At 65.1% G+C, this 21,170-nt stretch carries 20 protein-coding genes and 1 riboswitch; of the genes, 2 read left to right on the top strand and 18 right to left on the bottom strand.

Annotated elements, in window-relative coordinates:
* Window positions 1-51: 51 nt before the first annotated feature.
* From meaB to mutA, 3 genes are read right to left on the bottom strand one after another with little or no spacing between them, the layout of a single operon-like run.
* Entirely contained in the window at window positions 52-1,032 is a 981-nt protein-coding gene (gene meaB, locus ABG82_RS14520) for a methylmalonyl Co-A mutase-associated GTPase MeaB (RefSeq protein WP_043075638.1), read from the bottom strand.
* The gene (gene scpA / locus ABG82_RS14525) at window positions 1,032-3,302 is read right to left on the bottom strand and encodes a methylmalonyl-CoA mutase (protein ID WP_043075637.1); all 2,271 of its coding nucleotides are present in this window, start codon (window positions 3,300-3,302) and stop codon (window positions 1,032-1,034) included. Before scpA ends, meaB begins: the two co-directional genes overlap by 1 nt.
* 1 nt (window position 3,303) lies before the next feature.
* On the bottom strand, window positions 3,304-5,127 hold the full coding sequence (gene mutA, locus ABG82_RS14530) for a methylmalonyl-CoA mutase small subunit (RefSeq protein WP_043075636.1): 1,824 nt from the start codon (window positions 5,125-5,127) through the stop codon (window positions 3,304-3,306).
* Window positions 5,128-5,310: 183 nt separating this feature from the next.
* On the opposite strand from mutA, the gene ABG82_RS14535 reads away from it, so the two are divergent.
* Entirely contained in the window at window positions 5,311-6,042 is a 732-nt protein-coding gene (locus ABG82_RS14535; RefSeq protein WP_043075635.1) for a TVP38/TMEM64 family protein, read from the top strand.
* Here the strand turns inward: ABG82_RS14535 and ABG82_RS14540 are convergent.
* The 7 genes from ABG82_RS14540 to ABG82_RS14565 form a co-directional block, all read right to left on the bottom strand.
* The gene (locus tag ABG82_RS14540) at window positions 6,039-6,434 is read right to left on the bottom strand and encodes a DoxX family protein (RefSeq protein WP_043075634.1); all 396 of its coding nucleotides are present in this window, start codon (window positions 6,432-6,434) and stop codon (window positions 6,039-6,041) included. The two genes, ABG82_RS14535 and ABG82_RS14540, sit on opposite strands and share 4 nt — an antisense overlap.
* 53 nt (window positions 6,435-6,487) lie before the next feature.
* Window positions 6,488-6,619 (bottom strand): hypothetical protein, encoded by a 132-nt coding sequence (locus ABG82_RS29165; protein ID WP_005101128.1) that lies wholly within the window; start codon window positions 6,617-6,619, stop codon window positions 6,488-6,490.
* A 97-nt stretch (window positions 6,620-6,716) separates the two neighbouring features.
* Complete coding sequence (locus tag ABG82_RS14545; RefSeq protein ID WP_043075633.1) at window positions 6,717-8,435, bottom strand: Nramp family divalent metal transporter; 1,719 nt, start codon at window positions 8,433-8,435, stop codon at window positions 6,717-6,719.
* A complete protein-coding gene (locus tag ABG82_RS14550) occupies window positions 8,432-9,736 on the bottom strand; it encodes a magnesium transporter MgtE N-terminal domain-containing protein (protein WP_043075632.1) in 1,305 nt (434 codons plus the stop codon). The genes ABG82_RS14545 and ABG82_RS14550 overlap by 4 nt, the downstream gene beginning before the upstream one ends.
* A gap of 132 nt (window positions 9,737-9,868) precedes the next feature.
* Window positions 9,869-10,006 (bottom strand): hypothetical protein, encoded by a 138-nt coding sequence (locus ABG82_RS28595; RefSeq protein ID WP_052510890.1) that lies wholly within the window; start codon window positions 10,004-10,006, stop codon window positions 9,869-9,871.
* Between the two features lie 233 nt (window positions 10,007-10,239).
* Window positions 10,240-10,408, bottom strand: a riboswitch (M-box (ykoK) riboswitch).
* A gap of 55 nt (window positions 10,409-10,463) precedes the next feature.
* Window positions 10,464-11,606, bottom strand: coding sequence for an SPFH domain-containing protein (locus tag ABG82_RS14560; protein ID WP_043075631.1), 1,143 nt, complete (start codon window positions 11,604-11,606; stop codon window positions 10,464-10,466).
* Between the two features lie 25 nt (window positions 11,607-11,631).
* Window positions 11,632-12,057: an NfeD family protein gene (locus ABG82_RS14565; RefSeq protein WP_043075630.1), complete on the bottom strand. Its 426-nt coding sequence runs from the start codon at window positions 12,055-12,057 to the stop codon at window positions 11,632-11,634.
* A gap of 65 nt (window positions 12,058-12,122) precedes the next feature.
* On the opposite strand from ABG82_RS14565, the gene ABG82_RS14570 reads away from it, so the two are divergent.
* Window positions 12,123-12,950: a hypothetical protein gene (locus ABG82_RS14570; RefSeq protein WP_043075629.1), complete on the top strand. Its 828-nt coding sequence runs from the start codon at window positions 12,123-12,125 to the stop codon at window positions 12,948-12,950.
* On the opposite strand, the gene ABG82_RS14575 is transcribed toward ABG82_RS14570, so the two are convergent.
* The 8 genes from ABG82_RS14575 to ABG82_RS14610 all read right to left on the bottom strand — a co-directional run bounded on the left by ABG82_RS14575 (window position 12,947) and on the right by ABG82_RS14610 (window position 21,156).
* On the bottom strand, window positions 12,947-13,969 hold the full coding sequence (locus ABG82_RS14575; protein ID WP_043075628.1) for a ferrochelatase: 1,023 nt from the start codon (window positions 13,967-13,969) through the stop codon (window positions 12,947-12,949). The two genes, ABG82_RS14570 and ABG82_RS14575, sit on opposite strands and share 4 nt — an antisense overlap.
* A 9-nt stretch (window positions 13,970-13,978) precedes the next feature.
* Window positions 13,979-14,788 (bottom strand): NADH-dependent enoyl-ACP reductase InhA, encoded by an 810-nt coding sequence (gene inhA / locus ABG82_RS14580; RefSeq protein WP_043075627.1) that lies wholly within the window; start codon window positions 14,786-14,788, stop codon window positions 13,979-13,981.
* Window positions 14,789-14,833: 45 nt separating this feature from the next.
* Entirely contained in the window at window positions 14,834-15,580 is a 747-nt protein-coding gene (gene fabG1 / locus ABG82_RS14585; RefSeq protein WP_043075626.1) for a 3-oxoacyl-ACP reductase FabG1, read from the bottom strand.
* A 74-nt stretch (window positions 15,581-15,654) separates the two neighbouring features.
* Window positions 15,655-16,665: a VWA domain-containing protein gene (locus tag ABG82_RS14590; protein WP_043075625.1), complete on the bottom strand. Its 1,011-nt coding sequence runs from the start codon at window positions 16,663-16,665 to the stop codon at window positions 15,655-15,657.
* Window positions 16,662-17,633 (bottom strand): DUF58 domain-containing protein, encoded by a 972-nt coding sequence (locus ABG82_RS14595; protein WP_043075624.1) that lies wholly within the window; start codon window positions 17,631-17,633, stop codon window positions 16,662-16,664. Before ABG82_RS14595 ends, ABG82_RS14590 begins: the two co-directional genes overlap by 4 nt.
* Complete coding sequence (gene moxR1, locus ABG82_RS14600) at window positions 17,630-18,778, bottom strand: chaperone MoxR1 (RefSeq protein ID WP_078343212.1); 1,149 nt, start codon at window positions 18,776-18,778, stop codon at window positions 17,630-17,632. Before moxR1 ends, ABG82_RS14595 begins: the two co-directional genes overlap by 4 nt.
* 183 nt (window positions 18,779-18,961) lie before the next feature.
* The gene (locus tag ABG82_RS14605) at window positions 18,962-19,684 is read right to left on the bottom strand and encodes an NlpC/P60 family protein (RefSeq protein ID WP_043075804.1); all 723 of its coding nucleotides are present in this window, start codon (window positions 19,682-19,684) and stop codon (window positions 18,962-18,964) included.
* A 29-nt stretch (window positions 19,685-19,713) separates the two neighbouring features.
* Window positions 19,714-21,156: an NlpC/P60 family protein gene (locus ABG82_RS14610; RefSeq protein WP_043075623.1), complete on the bottom strand. Its 1,443-nt coding sequence runs from the start codon at window positions 21,154-21,156 to the stop codon at window positions 19,714-19,716.
* Window positions 21,157-21,170: the final 14 nt, after the last annotated feature.

The following is a 21,170-nucleotide window of genomic DNA, read 5'->3' on the forward strand; positions in this document are numbered from 1 at the left end:
TCAGGTAGGCACATACCGACGTGTTTGTGTGCGCAACGCCGCGCCCGCGGTCTACGAGCTGAGGCTGAGCAATCGTTCGGCGGCCAGCGCGGGGGTCAAGGTGCCCTCACGCACTTGCTGCTCGATATCGGCGCGTGACGCCCTCACATCGGGCGCGTTGAGCACCCGGTCCAGTACCGCGTCGCGCACCATCGCCCACATCCAGTCCACCTGTTGGCGACGGCGTTTGGCCTCGAACTCGCCCGCCTCGGTGAGCACCGCACGGTGCCGCAGCACGGTGTCCCACATCTCGGACACGCCGGTGTTCTCCAACGCGCTCATGGTGAGAACCGGTGGGCGCCACAAGGTGTCATGCGGGTAGATCAGGCGCAAGGCCCCGGACAGCTCGCGGGCGGCCTTCTTGGCTTCGATGGCATGCGCCCCGTCTGCCTTGTTCACCACCACGATGTCGGCGAGCTCCAGCACACCCTTCTTGATGCCCTGCAGCTGATCTCCGGTACGCGCCAATGTCAGGAAGACAAAGGTGTCAACCATATTGGCGACGGTTACCTCGGACTGTCCGACACCGACCGTCTCGATGAGAATGACGTCGAAGCCCGCGGCCTCGAGCAGCACCACCGTCTCACGGGTGGCCTTGGCCACCCCGCCCAAGGTTCCCGAAGTCGGCGATGGGCGGATGTAGGCGTCGGGATGCACCGAGAGCCGGCCCATCCGCGTCTTGTCACCCAGGATGGACCCACCGGTGCGCGTCGACGACGGGTCGACGGCCAACACGGCCACGCGGTGCCCCTGCTCGATGAGGTACATCCCGAGTGCCTCAATGGTGGTCGACTTCCCCACCCCGGGCACTCCGGTAATGCCTACGCGCAGCGCATTTCCGCCCTCGGGAGACAGCTCCAGCAGTAACTGCTGTGCCCGCGCGCGGTGATCCTGACGGGTCGACTCCACCAGGGTGATCGCCCGTGCCAGCCCGGAACGGTCTCCCGACCGGATCAGTTCCGCCAGATTGTCAGGTGACAGTGTTTCCGGCATCAGGATAGGTCGTACCCGAGCCGCTCAGCCAGCTTGTGCAACAGGCCAATCGCGGCCTCCGCGATCACCGTTCCCGGAGGGAAGATGGCCGCGGCGCCCGCCTCGTACAGCTCGTCGAAATCACCCGGCGGGATCACGCCGCCCACCACGATCATGATGTCGGGGCGTCCCACCTCGGCGAGCGCCTCACGCAGCGCCGGAACCAGGGTCAGGTGACCCGCCGCCAGCGAAGACACGCCAACCACGTGCACGTCGTTGTCGGCGGCCTGCCGCGCGACTTCCTCGGGTGTCTGGAACAGCGGACCCACGTCGACGTCGAAACCGATGTCGGCGAAGGCCGTTGCGATCACCTTCTGCCCACGGTCGTGCCCGTCCTGCCCCATCTTGGCGACGAGCACACGGGGCCGCCGGCCGTCGGCGTCGGCGAACTTCTGCACCAGCTCGGTCGCTTGGGTGACGGCACCACCCGTGCCACCTCGCCCCACTTCGTCCCGATACACCCCGCTGATGGTACGGATTTCGGCCTGGTGGCGTCCGTAGACCTTCTCCAGCGCGTCCGAGATTTCCCCGACCGTCGCCTTGTGCCGGGCGGCATTGATGGCCAGCGCCATCAGGTTGTTACCCAACCCGTCTTCCCCGGAACGGCTGGAATCAGCTGCCGCGCGAGTCAACTCGGCCAGGGCGGCCTGTACCGCATCGTTATCGCGTTCGGCACGGAGTTGCTGCAGCTTCGCCAGCTGCTCGGCCCGCACGCGAGAATTCTCGACCTTGAGAACTTCGATCTGCTGGTCCTCGGCAACCTGATACTTGTTGACACCGATCACCGGCTGGCGACCCGAGTCGATGCGTGCCTGCGTACGCGCGGCAGCCTCCTCGATGCGCAGTTTCGGGATGCCTTGATCGATGGCCTGCGCCATGCCGCCTGCCTCGGTGACTTCCCGAATGTGTTCGCGCGCACGCGAGGCGAGCTGGTGGGTCAGCCACTCGACGTAGTACGAACCGCCCCACGGGTCGATCGGGCGACACGTGCCGGACTCCTGCTGGATGAGCAGCTGGGTATTGCGCGCGATGCGTGCCGAGAAGTCGGTGGGCAGCGCCAGCGCCTCGTCGAGTGCGTTGGTGTGCAGCGACTGGGTGTGCCCCTGAGTCGCGGCCATGGCCTCGATACAGGTGCGCGCCACGTTGTTGAAGACGTCCTGCGCGGTCAGGGACCACCCAGAAGTCTGTGAATGTGTGCGCAGTGACTGCGATTTGGAGCTCTTCGGATCGAACTGCGCGACCAGCTCGCTCCACAACAGGCGCCCGGCCCGCAGTTTCGCGACCTCCATGAAGAAGTTCATGCCTATGGCCCAGAAGAACGACAGACGCGGGGCGAACACGTCGATGTCCAGACCTCCGGCCAGGCCCGCCTTGATGTACTCGACTCCATCGGCCAGGGTGTACGCCAGCTCCAGATCCGCTGTGGCACCGGCCTCTTGGATGTGATAACCGGAAATCGAGATGGAGTTGAACTTCGGCATCTTGGCGCTGGTGTAGGCAAAGATGTCCGAGATGATCCGCATCGAGGGCTTCGGCGGATAGATATAGGTGTTGCGGACCATGAACTCTTTGAGGATGTCGTTCTGGATGGTCCCGGCCAGCTTCTCCGTGCCGACGCCCTGTTCTTCGGCGGCCACCACGTACAGCGCGAGGATCGGGAGCACCGCACCGTTCATGGTCATCGAGACCGACACCGAACCCAGGTCGATACCGTCGAACAGCTGACGCATGTCGAGAATGGAATCGATGGCCACGCCCGCCATTCCGACATCGCCCTGCACTCGCGGGTGATCCGAGTCGTATCCGCGGTGGGTCGCCAGGTCGAAGGCCACCGACAGGCCCTTCTGGCCCGCGGCGAGGTTGCGGCGATAGAAGGCGTTGGACTCCGCGGCGGTGGAGAAGCCCGCGTACTGACGGATGGTCCACGGCTGATTGACGTACATCGTCGGGTAAGGCCCGCGCAGGAACGGCACCTGGCCGGGGAAGGTATCCAACGGATATCCCTCGGCCTGCACCGCCGCGCGGTCGGCCGCCGTGTAGATCGGCTTGACCGTAATCGCCTCGGGCGTCTCCCAATCAAGCTGCTCAGGGGTGTATCCGTGCGCGGTGGCGGCATCGCTCACCGCGGCCGTGACGGCGGCGGCGTCCGGCGCGACGGAGGTGCGCTCACCATGCAGTGGGACATCCGCAAAGCTGCCCAGCGTGCCCGTGGATGTAGCCAGGTCAGTCATGTCACGCCCCCAATTTGGTCAGCATGGCCGAAAGCGCTTCGACAGCATTGATTTTCATGGTCAGATATCCGTCCGGCCGTGACGCGTCCGCCACCTCGGCCACGGCCTTCTCGGGGCCTGCGAGGTAGACGTCGGTGATGCCGGCCGCCCGGGCCGCGTCGACAACCGCAGCCACCTCGGCGGCATACCGCGCGTCGGTGCCGCAGATGACGGCGATACGCGCTCCGGCTTCGGTCACCGCGGCAGCGACCGTGCTCGCGTCACGTGTGCCCGGGTTGACGACTTCGATGCCGCCGGAGGCCAACAGGTTGGCGGCGAATGTGGTGCGCACGTTGTGCTCAGCCAGCGGCCCCAGCGGCAGCAGCAGCGCCAGCGGACGCGCGCCGGAGGACGCCAGGAAGACGTCCGAACGATCCCGCAGTGCCTCGAAATCTGCCGCATACCGGTAGCCCGAGGCAGGATGCGGCGGCAAGGGCTCCTCCGACAGGTTGGGGAACTCATTAACTCCCGTCACCGACGTGCGGCGATGGGCGATATCGTCGGCACGCGCGGCACGGGTCGCCGCGACACGTTCCCGGATCAGCCCGGCCGCGGCCTCGTAGCCGCCCGCGCCTTCAATCTCGGCGAACAGCGACCACGCCTGCTGCGCAAGGGTTTCCGTCAGGTCTTCGATGAACCAGGAGCCACCACCAGGATCGAGCACCCGCCCGACATGCGACTCCTCGATGAGCAGCAGCTGGGTGTTGCGCGCGATGCGGGCGGAGAAGGCCGGGGACACCGAACCCAGACCGCCGGGAATCGCGTCGTCGAATCGCCGCACTCGAACGCTATCGGCGCCGCCGACGCCGGCGCCAAAGGCGGCCAGCGTAGTGCGCAGCATGTTCACCCACGGATCACGCTGGGCCATCATCGGCTCGGAGGTCACCGCATGCATGACGGTGCCACCGCCATCGGGCACGCCCGCCACCTCGGCCACTCGCGCCCAGAGCACCCGCGCGGCGCGGAACTTGGCGATGGACAAGAACTGATCATCTGTCGCCGCGAATCGGAAACTGATCTGCTGCAACGCTTCTGAGATACTCAGCCCGGAATTTTGTAGCAGACGCAGATACGCGACGCCGGCGGCCACCGCCACCGCAAGCTCCTGGCTGTCACTGGCACCCAGCTCATGCGCGAGCGTGCCGTCGACGGTGATGGCGCGCACTAGCTCGGTCCGTGCGGCGGCCCGACGCGCCAGGGCCACGGTCTCGTCGGCCGAAACGCCCACGCGATCCGCGAAGGCATCACCGAGCGGGTCGGCACCCAGGTCGATCACCACCGCCGCTGCGTTTCCGTCATAGGCATCGAGAGTCGCGAAAAGGGCCTCGGTCACTGCCGCGAGCTCCGCGCCCGCCTCAATCTGAATGGGCGCCAGGTCGAGGTACACGTCCTGCAGCACCCGCCCGATCGCCTCCGGTCGCGCGCCGGCCAGCACGATGGCGCTGGTTCCCTGACCCAGTGCGTCGAGGATGGCCTCGTTCACCAGCGCCGCATCGGCCGCACCGTCGAACAGCTCGGCAACCTTCCATCCGCTGTTCACATCGCGGCGCGGATCACCGCCACGTACGAACGGCCACTGTCCGGGCAGCGAGGGCTCGGGGAGCTCGTCAAGCGCCGTGTACAACGGACGGATAGCGATCCCGTCATACGTGGGCGAATCGAGCAAGCGCTCGGGGTCGGCAGGCAGATCCTCGACCGCTTTGCGGGTCGACTTCGCCAGCACTCCGGCGACGCCCTTCTGCCATCGGGCGAAGTCACGCCGAATCTCGGGTACCTCAACAGTCACAGAACTGCTCCCAGCTGCTCGTCGTCGAGCGACATATATGGCACTCCATGCCGAAATGCCTATCACACTTACTCATCAGGCTAAATGACGCCGCCCATTACTTCCCAGTACGGGGGCCGACCCATCCCCAACGACCGTGTCCCGGTACCCAGCATTCACGCAGGCTCCGTACGCTTAATCACCATGGAGTTCCGGCAGATCTGGCGAGCGGGAGTCGCGACACTGCGACGGATACCGCGCCGCCAACTGCTGTGGACCGGCGCCGCTCTTCTCATTGTGATCGCCGCCGTCCGGTTTGTGCCACTGCCAACGGCCCTCCAGATGCGCGATTGGGCGCACGACCTCGGCCCATGGTTCCCACTCGCTTTCTTGGGCGCACACACGCTGGTGACGGTGCTGCCCTTTCCGCGGACCGCCTTTACGCTGGCCGCCGGGCTGCTCTTCGGGACACAACTGGGTGTTCTGCTGGCTGTGGTGGCGAGCACCGCGAGCGCGGTCCTGGCCCTCTGGGCGGTCCGGGCGCTGGGATGGAAGCTCAGCGCCCTGCACCATCGGCCCGCGGTGAAAAGCGTGGACGACCAATTGCGGCGCCGCGGATGGATCGCGGTGATGTCGATGCGGCTGATCCCGGCGGTGCCGTTCTCTGTGCTCAACTACGCAGCAGGTGCCTCGGCCGTACGTGCGTTGCCCTACACGCTGGCCACGTTTGTCGGGCTCTTACCGGGCACGCTGGCGGTGGTCGTGCTGGGCGACGCGCTGACCGGGCACATCAGCCCGACGCTGTTCGCGGTCTCCCTGGCCACCTCGATGGTCGGGGTACTGGGAATCCTGTATGAAATCCGGCGCTACAAGCGCACGCACGCCGAGATCGCGGGCCCCGAAGTCTCGGGCGAACCCGAACGCGTCGGCAGCTAGGCCCGCACCGGCGGCGCTTCGTCGAATCCCTTGGCAGTCAGAAGAGCGAACAGGGAGAGCAGGCTCGCCGCGGGCAAGGCGTTCACCACCTTGTCGTGGGCACGTATGTGTGCGCCCACCGCCAAGGTGAAGTAGACGGTCAGCATGAAGGTGGTCAGCCTGCCCAGTGCGGGCCACCGGATTCCACCGAGGAGTCCCGCCGCTGACGCAGTCTTCACGACGGGAAGCACCCACCAGATGCGTTGTGGGAGACCGACTGTCTCCAGCGACTCTTTGACGGGCTTGATCGGGCCGATACATGCTGCGGCGTCGGCGACCTGCATGGCCGCCAGCGCCGCCAAGACTTTGGGTTTCGCCAAAACCCGGGGTGATACCAAAGCGTCGTTGCTCATCACTCCAGTGAACCACTACTCCAGCGAGCCGACGATGGCACGACCGATTCCCGCTAGTGCGGCGCGTGCGCGCCCAAAGACGCGGATATCACGGCCAACGGCGACAGCGCCAGCTGCATGTTGGCGCGTTCCTGCGGGGTGAGCCGACGACGTTCCCAGAAAAGTCGCAACGCGCGAATACTCATGTATTCATTGGACGCGGCCGCACCGACACAATCCAGTGCGGCCGCGATATCCCAACGAATTCATTACGCAGCGCGATCACACGCTGCCAATGCCTATTCAGCTCCCGTGCGCGAGCTGAATAGCCTTGACCACCAACAGAATGGCACCGACAACCAGGTAGCCCCGAAGCGCGAGCATGCCCAGTTTCGTCCCGGGGCTCCATTTGACCGGTTCGAGCAATGCGAGCGGCGGCATGCGCCAGGTCCGCGCGTCGACGCCTTCCAGAGCCTTGTTCAACGCCACCGCCGCCGGGTCCGCGCGTTGCCTGCTCGATACCCACCACAGACCGATCCCGATCAGTACCGCCAGAATCGAGACGCCCACCGCAAGATCACGGGCGACCTCTACGACGTCCAAATCGGGAAAGAGGGTGGTGGCCATCAGAATGCCGGAAAGAAACAGCAGCACCCCGACGATGAGCCCGGCAACAATATTGAGCCAGGTTTTGTTGACCCACGGGCCCAGCACTGCCTTGTCGTTACACAGCAACAGCAGGAATACGCTCGCGCTGGGCAACAGCAGACCGGCCAGCGCCTGCACCGCGGTGGTCATGAGCCCAAGCGGAGCGTTCGGGATCAGCACGATGGCAGCTCCCACACCGACCATCACGGTGTACGACAGATAGAAGGGCTTGGCGTCCTTGAAACTGCGGTGCAGCGAGTGCTTGAGGCCAAAGGTGTCACCGAACGCATAGCTGGTCGCCAAGGTAACGGCCGCAGCACCGATGATCGACGCGTCCAGCAGCACGATCGCGAAGATCTTGCCCAGCAGCGGTTGTACCTGCCCCAGCCAGTCGGCGATCATGCCGGCGTCGCCGTCATCGCCCCACTTGTCCGGCCCCGAGTTACCGGTCGCACGGGCGGCGTAGTCGGCGGTCATCACCAGTGCGGCAGCGCCGATCACCACCACGAGCGAACCGATGACAGTGTCGGCGCGCTCGTACCCGATGAACCGCGGGGTGATGCGCTTATCGACGATGTTGGACTGCTGGAAGAAGAGCTGCCACGGCGCCACGGTGGTGCCCACCATGGCGATGATGAGCAATACCGCACCCGAGCTGATACCGCCGTCGATACCCGGAACCACGAAATCGTGTGCGGCCCTTCCCCACTGCGGATCAGACATCAGGAACATCGGGATCTGCAACAACGTGATTGCGATGAATACGAACATGGCACGCTCCCAGCGCCGGAAACTCCCGGTGGCCATGATCAATATCAGTGCGATGGCCGCGAAGGGCACCGTGTAGTACTTCGATACTCCGAGATACTCGGAAGCCAGTGCGACACCGATGAATTCGGTGACAAGGGTGAGGAAGTTCAAGATGAACAGGTCACCCACCGAGAACCAGCCCCAGCCCCGGCCGAATCGCTCATTGATCAACCGGGCATGCCCAACCCCCGTGACGGCGCCGAGCCGGACCACCATCTCCTGATTGACAATCAGGACCGGAATCAGCAGCAACAGCACCCACAGCAGGCTGTACCCGTAGCTCTGACCGGCTTGGGCGTAGGTGGCGACACCACCCGCGTCATTGTCACCGACCATCACAATGATGCCCGGTCCCAGGATTGCGGCCATGGTGGCCATCCGCGTCTTGAAGGTGCGAGCCTGCACGGGATCGCTGACGCTGATCTTGCCGAACGCACCTTCGATATCGCCCAGGTGCGCCGAGTCAAGCACCGCGCTCTTCGGCTGCGGGGCTTGCACTTTCAGCGGTGCCGCCGCGGTTTCCGCGCCGTTGACGGGGCCGCCGAAGATCCCGTTTTCGGTCATGGCGTGACCCCATCCGGGTTCGATGCGACCTGACGCACCGGACGCGGGGCCGGTTCACGACGGCGCCAATCCTCGGGGATGAGTGCGGCCAGCACGTCGTCATAGGTGACCACGCCGAGCACCTTGTCGCCCTCGTCGACGACAGGGATCAACGCCAGGTTGTAGTCCGCCATCAACAACGCGACATCGGTGAGGTCGGCCTCCGGTGCCACCCGCACCGGATCGTCGTCCATGATGGATTCCACGGCGGCTCCGCTGTCGGCTTGCAGGAGACGGATCACCGACACCACACCCACCAATTCGCCGTTGTCGGCGACCACATGCACCTTCAGCAGCGCCTCGGGCTGCAGAGACGTGGCGGCGGAGATCGCGGCCAGTGCATCGCCGATGGTGCTGCCCAGGACGCAGGACACGATGTCTACGTTCATCAGACCGCCGGCCGACTCCGGGCTGAACCCCATCAAGGTGACCACCTTGGTGCGTTGCGGTGCCGGCATCAGGTCCAGGACAGCCCTGCGGCGAGACTGCCGCAGGTCGAAGACCGCGTCCGCCGCGTCGTCCGCGCGCATGCGGCCCAGCAGGGCCGCGACATCAGAATCCGACATGTCTTCGAAGAGCTTGCTGGCCTTCTCGGAGTCGAGTTCCTCGAACACGTCGGCCTCAAGTTCGGGGTTGGCACGGACCCGGTCCAGGATCTCCCCGCCCTCTTCTTTGGTGGCCTCCTCCAGTAGGTCCGCGATTTCGGCGGGCTTGAGGGTGTTCACCCGCCCGCCGACGCGGCGCGCCAGGAGCGAACCGCCGTGCCCGATCATGGGTTCGAAGGCCTTCCAATCCCTACCCGCCTGGCCCGCTCCAGCCTTGATCAATCCGAAGAACCTTGCCGGACGGCGGGTATCGAGACGAGCGAGAATCCATCCCTCGGCGGTTTCCACGAGCTCGATGTCGTAGGCGTGCACCAGCTCGGCGTTGTCGACGTCGATGAAGCGGTGGTCGAGCACGTCCTCGTCCAGCAGGTACTCACCGCCGCGACGTTCAAATCCCCTGAGGTCAACCTTGTTCTTACTCAACTCAATTCGATGCGGTGCGACGGCAGAGACCACGTCCGACGAGACGAAGACGGTGCGTCCGCCCATGTCCACCACATACCCGGTAACGAGCGGGTACTCATCCGAGCCGCGAAGCCGAACGATCACATCCTCCAGGCGGCCGATGGCGTCGCCCGAACGCGCGACGACCGGCGCCTTCAGCAGATCGGAGAATTGAATTACTCGCGGCGTAGCCGCCTTATTCGAAGTAGCCATGCCGACTCCTCAGCGTTTGAACCAATACGCTCCGTCCGCCCTGGTGGGCGGGCGAAGCGTATTGGCCTCGAATGAATTCCGAATGTCCACGAACTGTGAATCAGCTGTGCGTGGTGATATTTGGCCGCCGAACTACCGCGGCGGGTGCGCCCCGAGCGACGCCGAAACAACGGCGAGCGGCGAGTACGCCAGTTGCAGGTTGGCGCGCTCTTGCGGGGTCAGGCGGTGCCGAGTCCACATCCGGCGGACTGCGTTGAATGTCATGGTCATGATCGGGCTCCTTATCGGGAGAGCCGCATACCCAAGCTCAAACGTCAAAGACGTTGACTCAAAAGAAGATTCATCCTTGAACGAGCGACAAGGTATGCGGCAGCTGTTGTCTATGCGGACTATCGCCGGATATCACGGGTGTGCCTCACCTCCTTGCCGCCGGGGCGCACGCGGGCGCCAACTGTAGGCACAGCGACCACGAGAAGGAATTGCCGAACAGCGACGCCGCCCGGCACGCACCCCTCTCGTCAGGGCTTCGGCACTACGTGACGTGTCCGCTAGCGGAAGCCACTTCGGGTCATCCCTTAGTCCGGGAAGACCTGTCCTAACCTTGGGCGTCTCTCGACGTCGTCAGATCAGTGGCCTGTATTCACGTAGGAGCCTCACCTAGCAAGGTGCTGAACCGGTAACCATGATGGGCCGGAGAAATCGCCTTGTCAAGCGAGCAACGCCCGTGTCACGCCTCGGGGAGCTGGTGGCGGCTGACCGGATCGATCTGCCCGATCTCTTTGGCGGCCGACTGCGCCTCGGCGACCGCCGCCGCGGCCTCCGGGGTCGCCTTGGTCTCGAACCAGCCTGCGACATCGGCCGAATCATCCTCGGGACGTTCGGCGGGCTCGTCGGCCGGAGATGGTTCGTACCGGAACACGCCGTCGTCACCCGGCGAACCCAGCAGCTTGGTGAACCCCTGCAGCGCAGAGCCGAAGTCGCTGGGAATCAGCCACACCTTGTTGGCCTCCCCCTGAGCCATCTTGGGCAGTGTCTGTAAATACTGGTATGCCAACAACTCTGGCGTTGGCTTACCGGATTTCACTGCGGCAAAGACCTTTTCAATCGCCTTGGCCTGTCCCTGCGCCTGCAGATACTGGGCGGCACGTTCACCTTCGGCACGCAGGATGCGTGACTGCCGGTCTGCCTCGGCAGAAAGAATCGCTGCCTGCTTGGCTCCTTCCGCCGCCAGAATCTGCGACTGTTTGGCACCCTCGGCCTGCTTGATGGACGCCTCACGCACACCCTCGGCATTCAGGATCATGGCGCGCTTCTCGCGGTCGGCCTTCATCTGCTTTTCCATGGACTCCTGCACCGACGGCGGCGGATCAATGGACCGCAGCTCCACGCGGGCCACGCGCAGTCCCCAGCGTCCGGTGGCTTCGTCCAGCACGCCGCGTAGCTGACCATTGATCTGGTCGCGCGAGGTGAGGGTCTGCTCCAGGGTCATACCGCCAACGACATTGCGCAAAGTGGTGGTGGTGAGCTGCTCCACACCCACGATGTAATTGCTGATCTCGTACACCGCCGCCTGCGGATTGGTGACCTGGAAATAGACCACCGTGTCGATGTTCACCGTCAGGTTGTCCTCGGTGATCACCGGCTGAGGCGGGAACGACACAACACGTTCACGCAGGTCAACCTTGGCCCGGATGCGGTCGACGAATGGCACCAGGATGGTCAACTGCCCGCTCACGGTCTTCGAATAGCGACCCAGCCGCTCGATGACCGCGGCTTCAGCTTGCGGGACCAGCGCCACGGATTTCAGCACGATGGTGACGCCCAGGATGATCAAGACGATCAGGACAAAGACTCCGGCTGCTACGCCCATACCCGTACTCCCCTCAGTGTGACTCTTAGATCTTCTCGACAACCGCGGTGGCGCCGTCGATTTGCACCACCGTCACGGTCTCGCCTTGCTCGAAGCGACCCGACTTCTCCAGGCTGCGGGCCGACCACATCTCACCGCCCAGCCTGACCAGCCCATGGAGATCATCGACGGGCTCAATCACAATGGCGCTCTTGCCCTCCAACGCCTTGGCGTTGGTGTGTATGACCGGGCCCGCCGTCAGACGTTTCCGCAGCGCGGGCCGCACACCCAGCAGCAGCACGACGGCACTGATCACGAAGACCAGCCCCTCGGCCCACAACGGCATGCCGAATGCCCACCCCGCACCGGCCGTGACCAGCGCCGAACCGCCCAGCATCAACAGGAACATGTCCCCTGTCATCAGCTCGGCGGCCGCGAGCAGGATGCCTGCGACGAGCCACACAATCGGCATGTATCCACATTAGCCCGCGTGGGCAACTGGTGGGGGCGGTTGCGGCGCCTTAGACTGCGAGCATCATGGCGAATCCGAGTGTGTCCCTGGCGGTGTGGGCGAGCGCGTGGCTGGCGGGCCGAGCGGCGCCCGATGATGTCATTGATGCGCTCATCGCCTGGGCACCAAGACATTTGGTCACGGCCTACGATGCGGTGGCGGCGGGCCACACCGGATTGTCCTGGCCGGACATGGACGATAACGGCCCGATCGGCCTCCTGCAGACGATCAGGACCGCTACCGGTCAGCCCCACGGCACGCCCGACATACAGGTGATCCTGCCCGCACCCGGCGATCCCCGTGGTCTGCCCGCCGGCACTCAATTCCAGCGTGACGCCCTGGAAGCCAGTGAGGCGATCATCCTCAGCGATCTTCAGAATGAGTCCACCGCAATAGGATTGGTTCCGGCAGTGGAATATGACGAGGATCGCGACGAAACCACCGGCCTGTCATGGACCGTATACTCGCTGCCCACCCATGTCCTCCCGCAAACAGCACCCGATCTCGGGGAAGCCGAGTTCCAACTGCGGCAGGCCGTGCGTACCGCCACCGCGACACTGGGACGCCTGGACCGCGCCGTGGGCACAACCGATGCCGACCCCCGAGCCCTGGTCGAAGACGTGCTGTCCACGCTCCGCGGGCATCGCCTACCCGACTACGCACCACACCGCGCGACCCGGGTGCTCGACTCGGCCAATCAGGTGGAGGCCATCGCCACCGCCGCGGCCGAGATCATGGAGCTACCCGGCGCCCTGGACGACGGCGCGGTGGCCGATGCGTTGCGGCCGCTCATTGTGGTGGTGCGTGAAGCACGGATGGCAGCGGCCACGGCCATCATCGCGGCGGCGCGCTAGTCGCCCCGCGGCTCGCAGCACAGCGGTGAGCACAGGGCCCCGTTCACGCTGAATCCGTATCCGGGGACAGGGTTTACCCCGGTGGCCCGGAGTGCCGGTCTTGCCTCCTCGACCTCCCCGATCAAGTCGACCGCGAGGCGCGCGAAACGTGCATCGGCTCCCGGTGTGGCCGCCCGCACGAACTCGATACCGTGCTCGTCCGCGTACTCACGGGCCTCGTTATCCAAGTCCCAGACCACCTCCAGATGGTCCGACACAAATCCGATGGGCGCGACCACCACCGATCGCGTGCCCTGATCCTTCAGTGCCGCAAGGTGATCGACAATGTCTGGTTCGAGCCATGGAACCTGGGGCGGGCCTGAGCGTGATTGCCACACCACGTCGTAATCGTGGTGACCGGTTGCGGCGGCGACCAATTGCGCGAGATAGCGCACTTGCCTGCTATAGAGCTCTGGGCCATGGCGCCGGTCCGCCGCCAGTGGAATGGAGTGCGCGGTGAACACCAGTCGCGGCTCGCCGTGCAGACGTGCCACGGCAGCGGTGACCGATTCCGCATAGAGCTGCACCAACACCGGATGATCAAAGTATTGGCGAAGTTTCACCAGCTCCGGCGCCCCGTCGCCCACAGCGGCGCGGGCACGCGCAATGTCCTCCACGTATTGCTTGCAACCCGAGTAGCCGCCCCACGCCGAGGTGGTGAAGACAGCGGCTCGCCGAATTCCCCTGTCCCGCATCTGCGCAACCGTGTCCTCCACCATGGGATGCCAATTGCGGTTCCCGAAGAACACCGGCAAAGGACGCCCGGCCAACTCGAGTTGACGCGAGATCTGGTCTATCAGCGCCCGATTGATGCCATTGATGGGAGAGACGCCACCGAAATGAAAGTAGTGCTCGGCAACCTCATCGAGACGTTCCGGAGGAATACCACGGCCACGCGTGACATTCTCCAGAAACGGCCGAACCTCCTGCGGCCCCTCGGGACCCCCGAAGGACAGCAGCAGCACCGCGTCAAACTGCACGACAGCCCACTAGAGCAGCTGGGTGTGCGCGCCGCCGTCGGCGAAGATGATGTCGCCGGTGGTGGCGGGCAGCCAATCGGAAAGCAGGGCACACACCGTCTTGGCCACCGGCGTCGGATCCTTCATGTCCCAGCCGATCGGGGCCCGCTGGTCCCAGCCGTCCTCCAACACGCTCATCTGTTGGCCGGCTTCCTCACCCAGCGCGCCACCCACGATGGCACTCATGGCCAACGTCCGGATCGGCCCGGCCGCAACGAGATTCGAACGAACTCCGACCGCTCCCGCCTCACGCGCGACGAATCGGTTCACCGACTCCAGCGCGCTCTTGGCAACGGTCATCCAGTTGTAGAAGGGCATCGCCCGCGTCGGGTCGAAGTCCATGCCCACGATGCTGCCGCCCGGGTTGATGATGGGCAGCAAAGCCTTGGCCAGGGACGCGTACGAAAAGGCGGAGATGTGGAAACCCTTCGCGACGTCCTCGAAAGGAGCCTCGAAGAACGGATTCAGCCCCATGCCGGTCTGCGGCATGAATCCGATCGAGTGCACGACACCGTCGAGCTTGTTGCCCTCCCCGATCGCCTCGGTGACGCGCTCGGCGAGGGAGTCGAGATGCTTCTCGTCCTGCACGTTCAGCTCCAGCAGCGGCGCCGGCTTGGGCAGGCGCTGGGTGATGCGCTCGATGAGCCGCAACCGGTCGAACCCGGTGAGCACCAGCTCGGCGCCCTGCTCCTGCGCCACCTTCGCGATATGGAATGCGATCGACGAATCGGTGATGATGCCCGTCACCAGGATCCGCTTGCCCTCGAGTAGTCCTGCCACGATTCTCCTTAAGTTGTGTTGCCGCTGGTCTTGTCGCTGTGCGCGCTAGTGGCCCATACCCATGCCGCCGTCAACCGGAATGACGGCACCGGAGATGTAGCCGGCATCTTCGGACGCCAGGAAGCTGACCGCCCCGGCGACCTCGGCGGCCGTACCTATCCGCTTGGCCGGGATGTACTCCAGAGCGCCCTCCTGGATCCGCTCATCGAGCGAGCGAGTCATCTCGGTGTCGATGAAACCCGGTGCGACCACGTTGGCGGTCACGCCCGCCTTGGACAACTCGCGGGCGATCGAACGCGCCAGCCCGATCACACCGGCCTTGGAGGCCGCGTAGTTGGCCTGATTACCGATGCCCCAGGTACCGGAGACCGAGCCGATGAAGATCATCCGGCCGAAGCGCTTGCGCTGCATGCTGCGCGAGGCGCGCTGGGCCACCCGGAATGCCCCGGTCAGGTTCGCGTTGATGACCTGCTCGAACTTCTCTTCCGTCATACGCATCAAGAACGCGTCCTGGGTGATACCCGCGTTGGACACCAGAACCTCGACGGCGCCCTGGTGCTCCTCGACCTCCTTGAAGGCCCGATCGACGGCATCGTTGTCGGTGACATCGCATTCCACCCCGAACAAGCCCTCCGGCACGCCGGAGCCGCGGTGGGTTACCGCCACCTTGTGCCCATCGGCGGCGAGACGTTGCGCGATCGCCAGGCCGATACCCCGGTTGCCACCGGTGACCAAAACGGAACGAGAGACAAACTCGGGACGGGCGACGCTAGCGCCGAGAGCATCAGACATGGAAGCCAACTTATCGTCTTCTTAGACTTCTTCCTAAACGACTGGCCCAAGGAATCGGCCCAGCGGGTACCGAATCAGTTGGGTAGACGCCGGTTGATGACCAGCCCGACAAAAGCCGCCGCCAGCACCAGCAGCGCACCCAGGCGCAGCCAGCCGACGCTCGCGTCGCCCCGGATGGTCTCGTAGCCGATCTGCTGCTGCAGGTTGGCGTACACCTCTTTGAGCTGCCCCAGCGTCGATGCCGTGTAGGTTTCGCCGCCGGAAAGCTTGGCCACCTTCTCCATCATGTCCGGTGCGTACGGGACGTTCTGGCGCTGTCCGTTGATCTCGACGTATCCGTCCTTGGTACCGAACGCGATGGTCGAGATGGGCACCTGCTGGTCCTTGGCGGTACGCGCGGCGGTGTAGGCGCCCTTCGGGTTGTCCGGGTTGGACGGCACGGTTTCCTTACCGTCGGACATCAGGACGATGCGGGCCGGTGGCGGTTTGTCGCCACCACCGATGACCGCGCCCACCGTGGCGATGGCCTGTAGTGCCGTGAAGATGCCCTCACCGGTCGCGGTGCGATCGGCGAGCTGCAGGTTGTCCAGGGCGTTGACGGTGGCGTCGCGGTTCGTGGTCGGCGAGACGAGCACCGTCGCGGTACCCGCGTAGGCAATGAGACCCAGGTTGATGCCCGGGGTGAGGTTGCGCGCGAACTCCTTGCCGGCTTCCTTCGCGGCACCCAAACGGTTGGGCGCCACATCGGTCGACTCCATGGAACGCGAGACATCGATGACGAGCATCACGACGGCGCGGTTACGCGGTATCCGCACGTCGTGCGTCGGGCCGGCCAGGGCGATGGTCAGCACCATCAAACCGACCACCAACAACGCTGTCGCGGCATGGCGCCACGTCCGGGGACGGGTCGGGGCCACCGAGTCCAGCAATTCGGTGTTCGCGAACCGCAGCACCCGCTTCTGGCGCATGTACTGGGCCACCACGTAGAGCGCGATCAGGGCCGCAACCAACAGCAGCACCAAGAAGAACCACGGGTGGGCGAAGCCCGTCAATGTCATCGGCCCGAAGAACGGAACGTCGTTCATCGCGTCGGCGCCCCCGTTCCGGCGCCCGCACCGCGGCGCTGCTGCGAGACGAATCTCACGATGTCGCTGATCCAGTCACGGTCGGTCCGCAGGCTCAAAATCGGTGCACCGCAACGACGTAATGTACGTGCCACTTCTTCATGATGCCTTGCCGCGGCCTGCTCAAAATCCCGGCGCAGATTCTCGTCGATCCGGTATTCCTTGGTGATGCCCGTCTCGGCGTCCTGCAACAGCACTTCGCCGACATCCGGCAGCTCGACATCACGCGGGTCCAGCACCTCGATACCCAGCACCTCATGCCGTCCGCCGATGGCGCGCAGCGGCCGCATCCAATTGATGGGGCCAAGGAAGTCGCTGATGATCACGGCCATACCGCGACGGCGTTCCGGGCGGCGTAGCGCGTCGATGGCCACCGACAGATCACCGCGCACGCCTTGTGGGGCCTTGGGCATGGTGGCGATGCTGCGCAGAATGTCCTGCTCGTGGGCACGACCGGAACGTGCGGGCAACCGAACGATCTTGTCGCCGTTGGCGATGATCGCGCCCAGCCGGTTGCCCCCACCACTGTTGAGGAAGATGATCGCGGCGGCGGCCGCGACCGCGAGATCACGCTTCTCGCAGTTACTGGTGCCGAAGTCCAGGCTTGCCGACATGTCGACGACCAGCCACGTCTCCAACTCGCGGTCGGCGATCATCTGGCGCACGTGCGGGCTCGTCGTCCGTGCCGTCACCGACCAGTCCATCCGCCGTACATCGTCACCGGGCTGATAGAGCCGTGACTCCCCCGGCTCCGACCCCGGACCGGGGATCAAGCCGAGGTGGTTGCCGTGCAGCACCCCGTCGAGCTTGCGCCGGATCTTCAGTTCCAGAGTCCGCAATGCCGCCGACAGCTGCGGATCACGGATCTCACCACGACGCAGCGACGGGATGTCTACCGGCCGGCCGGAGGCCGGACTTGCCGTGCTCACCTGGGTGCGGCGTTATGGCCGGCCGGGACCGGGTTGTTGGTCCCAACCATCGCCGGCGGCACCGAATTTCCTTGCTGCGGAACAGCATTCACCTGAGGCAGGCCTACCGTCTGCAGAATCCGGTTGATCGCGGTGTCGGCGGACACCTCGTCGGCCAGCGCGTCGTAGCTCATCACCAGACGGTGGCGCAACACATCCGGGATCACCTCGATGACGTCCTGCGGAATCACGTAGTCGCGTCCCCGCACCAGCGCCAGCGCACGCGACGAGGCAATGATGCCCAGCGAGGCACGCGGGCTGGCACCGTAGGAGATCCAGTTGGCGACGTCGCCCAGGCCGAACTGGGCCGGGTTACGGGTGGCCGCGATGACCCGCACCACGTAGTCGACCAGGGCATGGTGCACGAAGTTGTTGGCAGCCAGGTCCTGCAGGCGCAGCAGTGCATCGGCCGACAGAATCTGCTTGGGCTCCGGCGGCGTGACACCCATCCGGTAGATGATCTCGCGCTCTTCTTCGACCGTCGGGTAGTCGACATTGATCTTGAACAGGAAGCGGTCGCGCTGCGCCTCGGGCAGCGGGTACACGCCCTCGTTCTCAATGGGGTTCTGGGTCGCCATCACCAGGAACGGCTTGGGCATCGGGTAGGTCTTGCCGCCGATGGAGACATGCCGTTCGGCCATGACTTCGAGCAACGCCGACTGCACCTTGGCGGGCGCACGGTTGATCTCGTCGGCCAGCAGGAAGTTCGCGACCACCGGACCGAGCTCGATATCGAACTCTTCCTTGCCCTGGCGGTAGATGCGGGTACCGATGATATCGGTGGGCACCAGGTCAGGGGTGAACTGAACACGTGAGAACGAGCCGCCCACCACCTTGGCGAAGGTCTCCACCGCGAGCGTCTTGGCAACGCCGGGCACACCCTCGAGCAACACGTGCCCCTTGGCCAGCAGGCCGACGAGGATTCGCTCCACGAGCCGGTCCTGGCCCACGATGACGCGCTTTACCTCGAAGATGGCGCGCTCAAGGTTCTGTACCTCGGCAGCCAGGGCCGGAGATGTCGCACCCTGCGGGGCGGCGTGCGACGCGGGGCCAACGCTTCCGCCGGGGTACCCGGCGCCTCCCCCTGGCGACCCTGGTGATGACATCAACTTCCCTCCGGCTCTGCCTGACGATTTCATGCTTTTCGGTGGCTTCTTGGTGGCCATGTCCATACAAGCGACACCCAACCCTGGGCGGCGCCTTCGGTCCACTATTCCAGCATCCCGGGATTTGGTCCACGTACCCGTTCGCTGGCGCGCCGTTCTAGCTCACCTGAAGGATCAGAAGAGCTACCACGCGATGATGCGAACGGCGTAAGGAGTCATGCCGCCGGTGCGCACCGGAGACACCGTCACCTTGGCGGCACTGCCGCTGGCCTCCAGCATCTGACCGTTGCCGAGGTAGATCACCACGTGCTGAGAGCCGCCCGGACCATAGAACAGAAGGTCGCCGCGTTTTGCCTGCGAAACCGGAACCTTTTGCCCGGCGTTGTACTGATCACCCGAGTACTTCGGCAGTTTCACGCCGGCGGCCGCATAAGAGAACATGGTGAAGCCGGAGCAGTCGAAGCCCACCTTGCCCGAGTCGTAGTCGACTCCGCCGCTGGGCCCACGCACCGTGCCACCACCCCAGGAATACGGCACGCCGAGCTGGGTTCCGCCTCGCTGAATCACACGCTCCACGGCGGCGCGGCCGTAGACCAGCGGACGTCCCGCGCCCGCGGACGCGCTGTTGCCACCGATTCCGAGCGCACCCAATGCGGTCTGGCCGACCCCCATGACGCCGTTCATGATCTTGGTGGGATCCGCACCCTGACTCGGACCGGCGAAGGGCAGCGTGCTGTCGTACTGCCCGCCCGTCGGATTCAGCCCAAGAGCGTTCAGGAAAGCGGTGCCGACGTTGGGACCGAGCGGGTTCTCGTCGGCCGTGGCCCGTGGGACTCCCATGAACAAGACCAGCGCGACGGCGATGGTCACCGCGATCGCGGACCGGAGCAGGAACAGTCCCTGCACTTTGAGCACCTTTGCTGCCTTCACCACTTCTACCACTCAATCATCCGGGTTACATAGGGCGTCATGCCGCTGGTGCGAACCGGCGACACCTTGACCACGTCGCCGGTGTTCGGCGCTTCGAGCATCTGTCCGTTGCCCAGGTACAGCGCAACGTGCTGACTTGCGTTGGGGCCGTAGAAGATCATGTCGCCGCGCTTCATTTCCGCGCTGGGCACCTTGCGTCCGGAGTTGTACTGGTATCCGGTGTAGTGCCGCATCCGGATACCCACCGCGGCGAAGCCGTACATCATCAGCCCGGAGCAGTCGTAGCCGACGGTCCCCGCACCCGAATCGATGCCTCGGGTCGGGCCGTTGTACGAGCCGCCACCCCAGGAGTACGGCGTGCCCATGGCACTGCCGGCGCGCGCGATCACCCGCTCCACGTTCTCCCGGCCGTAGACCTTCGGGAGGTACTCGCCACCCTCGCCAGAAGGTGCCGCCGCTGGGGCCGCCTTCGGGCAGAAGATGCCGATCACACCGCATACCGCGGACTGGCCGACATTGGCCGCGGTGTTGCCGATGCCCAACACCATGTTGATGGTCTGTGTCGGATCGGTGGGCACGTTGGCGCTGGCGATCATCGGGAGCGTGGTGTCCCATTCGCCGCCGCCCGCGGCCGGAGCCGGGCCCTCGGTCCACTCATTGCCGTTACCCGCGATGGCGGCACTGGGGTTGATCACCCGTACGGTCGCGGTCGATGCCGCATAGGCCGGACCACGTGCGGCCGCGAGCTGCGCCTCGGCGCTCTTCTTCTTGGCCGTCAGGTCCGCGGCGACACCCCGCTGCGCTTCGAGCTTCGTCTGGACATCCTTCATCGCGGACACCAGATCGTCTTGCTGCTGTTGGGCATCCGTGGCCGCCTGGTCGGCCTTCTCTTGGATGGCACGTGCCTGCGACTGCTTGTTGACCTGCTCGGTTCGCGCCCGGCGCAGGTTGTCCATCACGGTCTGCGAACTCGCCTCGACGCTCTTGGTCACCGAAGCCAGGCGCACCACGTCGTCCGGATTGGTCGCGGTCAGATATGAGGTGGACGGGCCGGCCATGTAGGTGGCAGCCGCCATCCGATCGAACTTGCCCTGCGCGTCGCCGATGGCATCGTTGGCGGCATCGACGGCCCGTTGGCCCTCGGCGACCTGCGCGGCGGCGCTGGCCGCGTTGTCCCGCGCGTCCTGCAGATCCACCAGCCCTTTATTGATGGATTCCTGTTGGGTCTGCACATCGGCGGTCAGCTGTTCGATCTGCTGGTTCGTGTCGGCCAGTTGCGTGATCAAGGACGCCATGTCGTTCGGCTCGGCCGAGGTGACCGCGACTGTGCCGGGAAACATCATCAGACCAGCGACCATCAGCGGCGGCACCGCCAGTGCGGTCGCCACGGTTCGTTTGCCACGGACCGCGAAACGGTCCGCGAAACTCTGCGGGACTGTCTGCTCCATTGAGCCTGCCGTCT

Source organism: Mycobacteroides immunogenum, assembly GCF_001605725.1.
In the GTDB taxonomy this organism is placed as follows: Bacteria; Actinomycetota; Actinomycetes; order Mycobacteriales; family Mycobacteriaceae; genus Mycobacterium; species Mycobacterium immunogenum.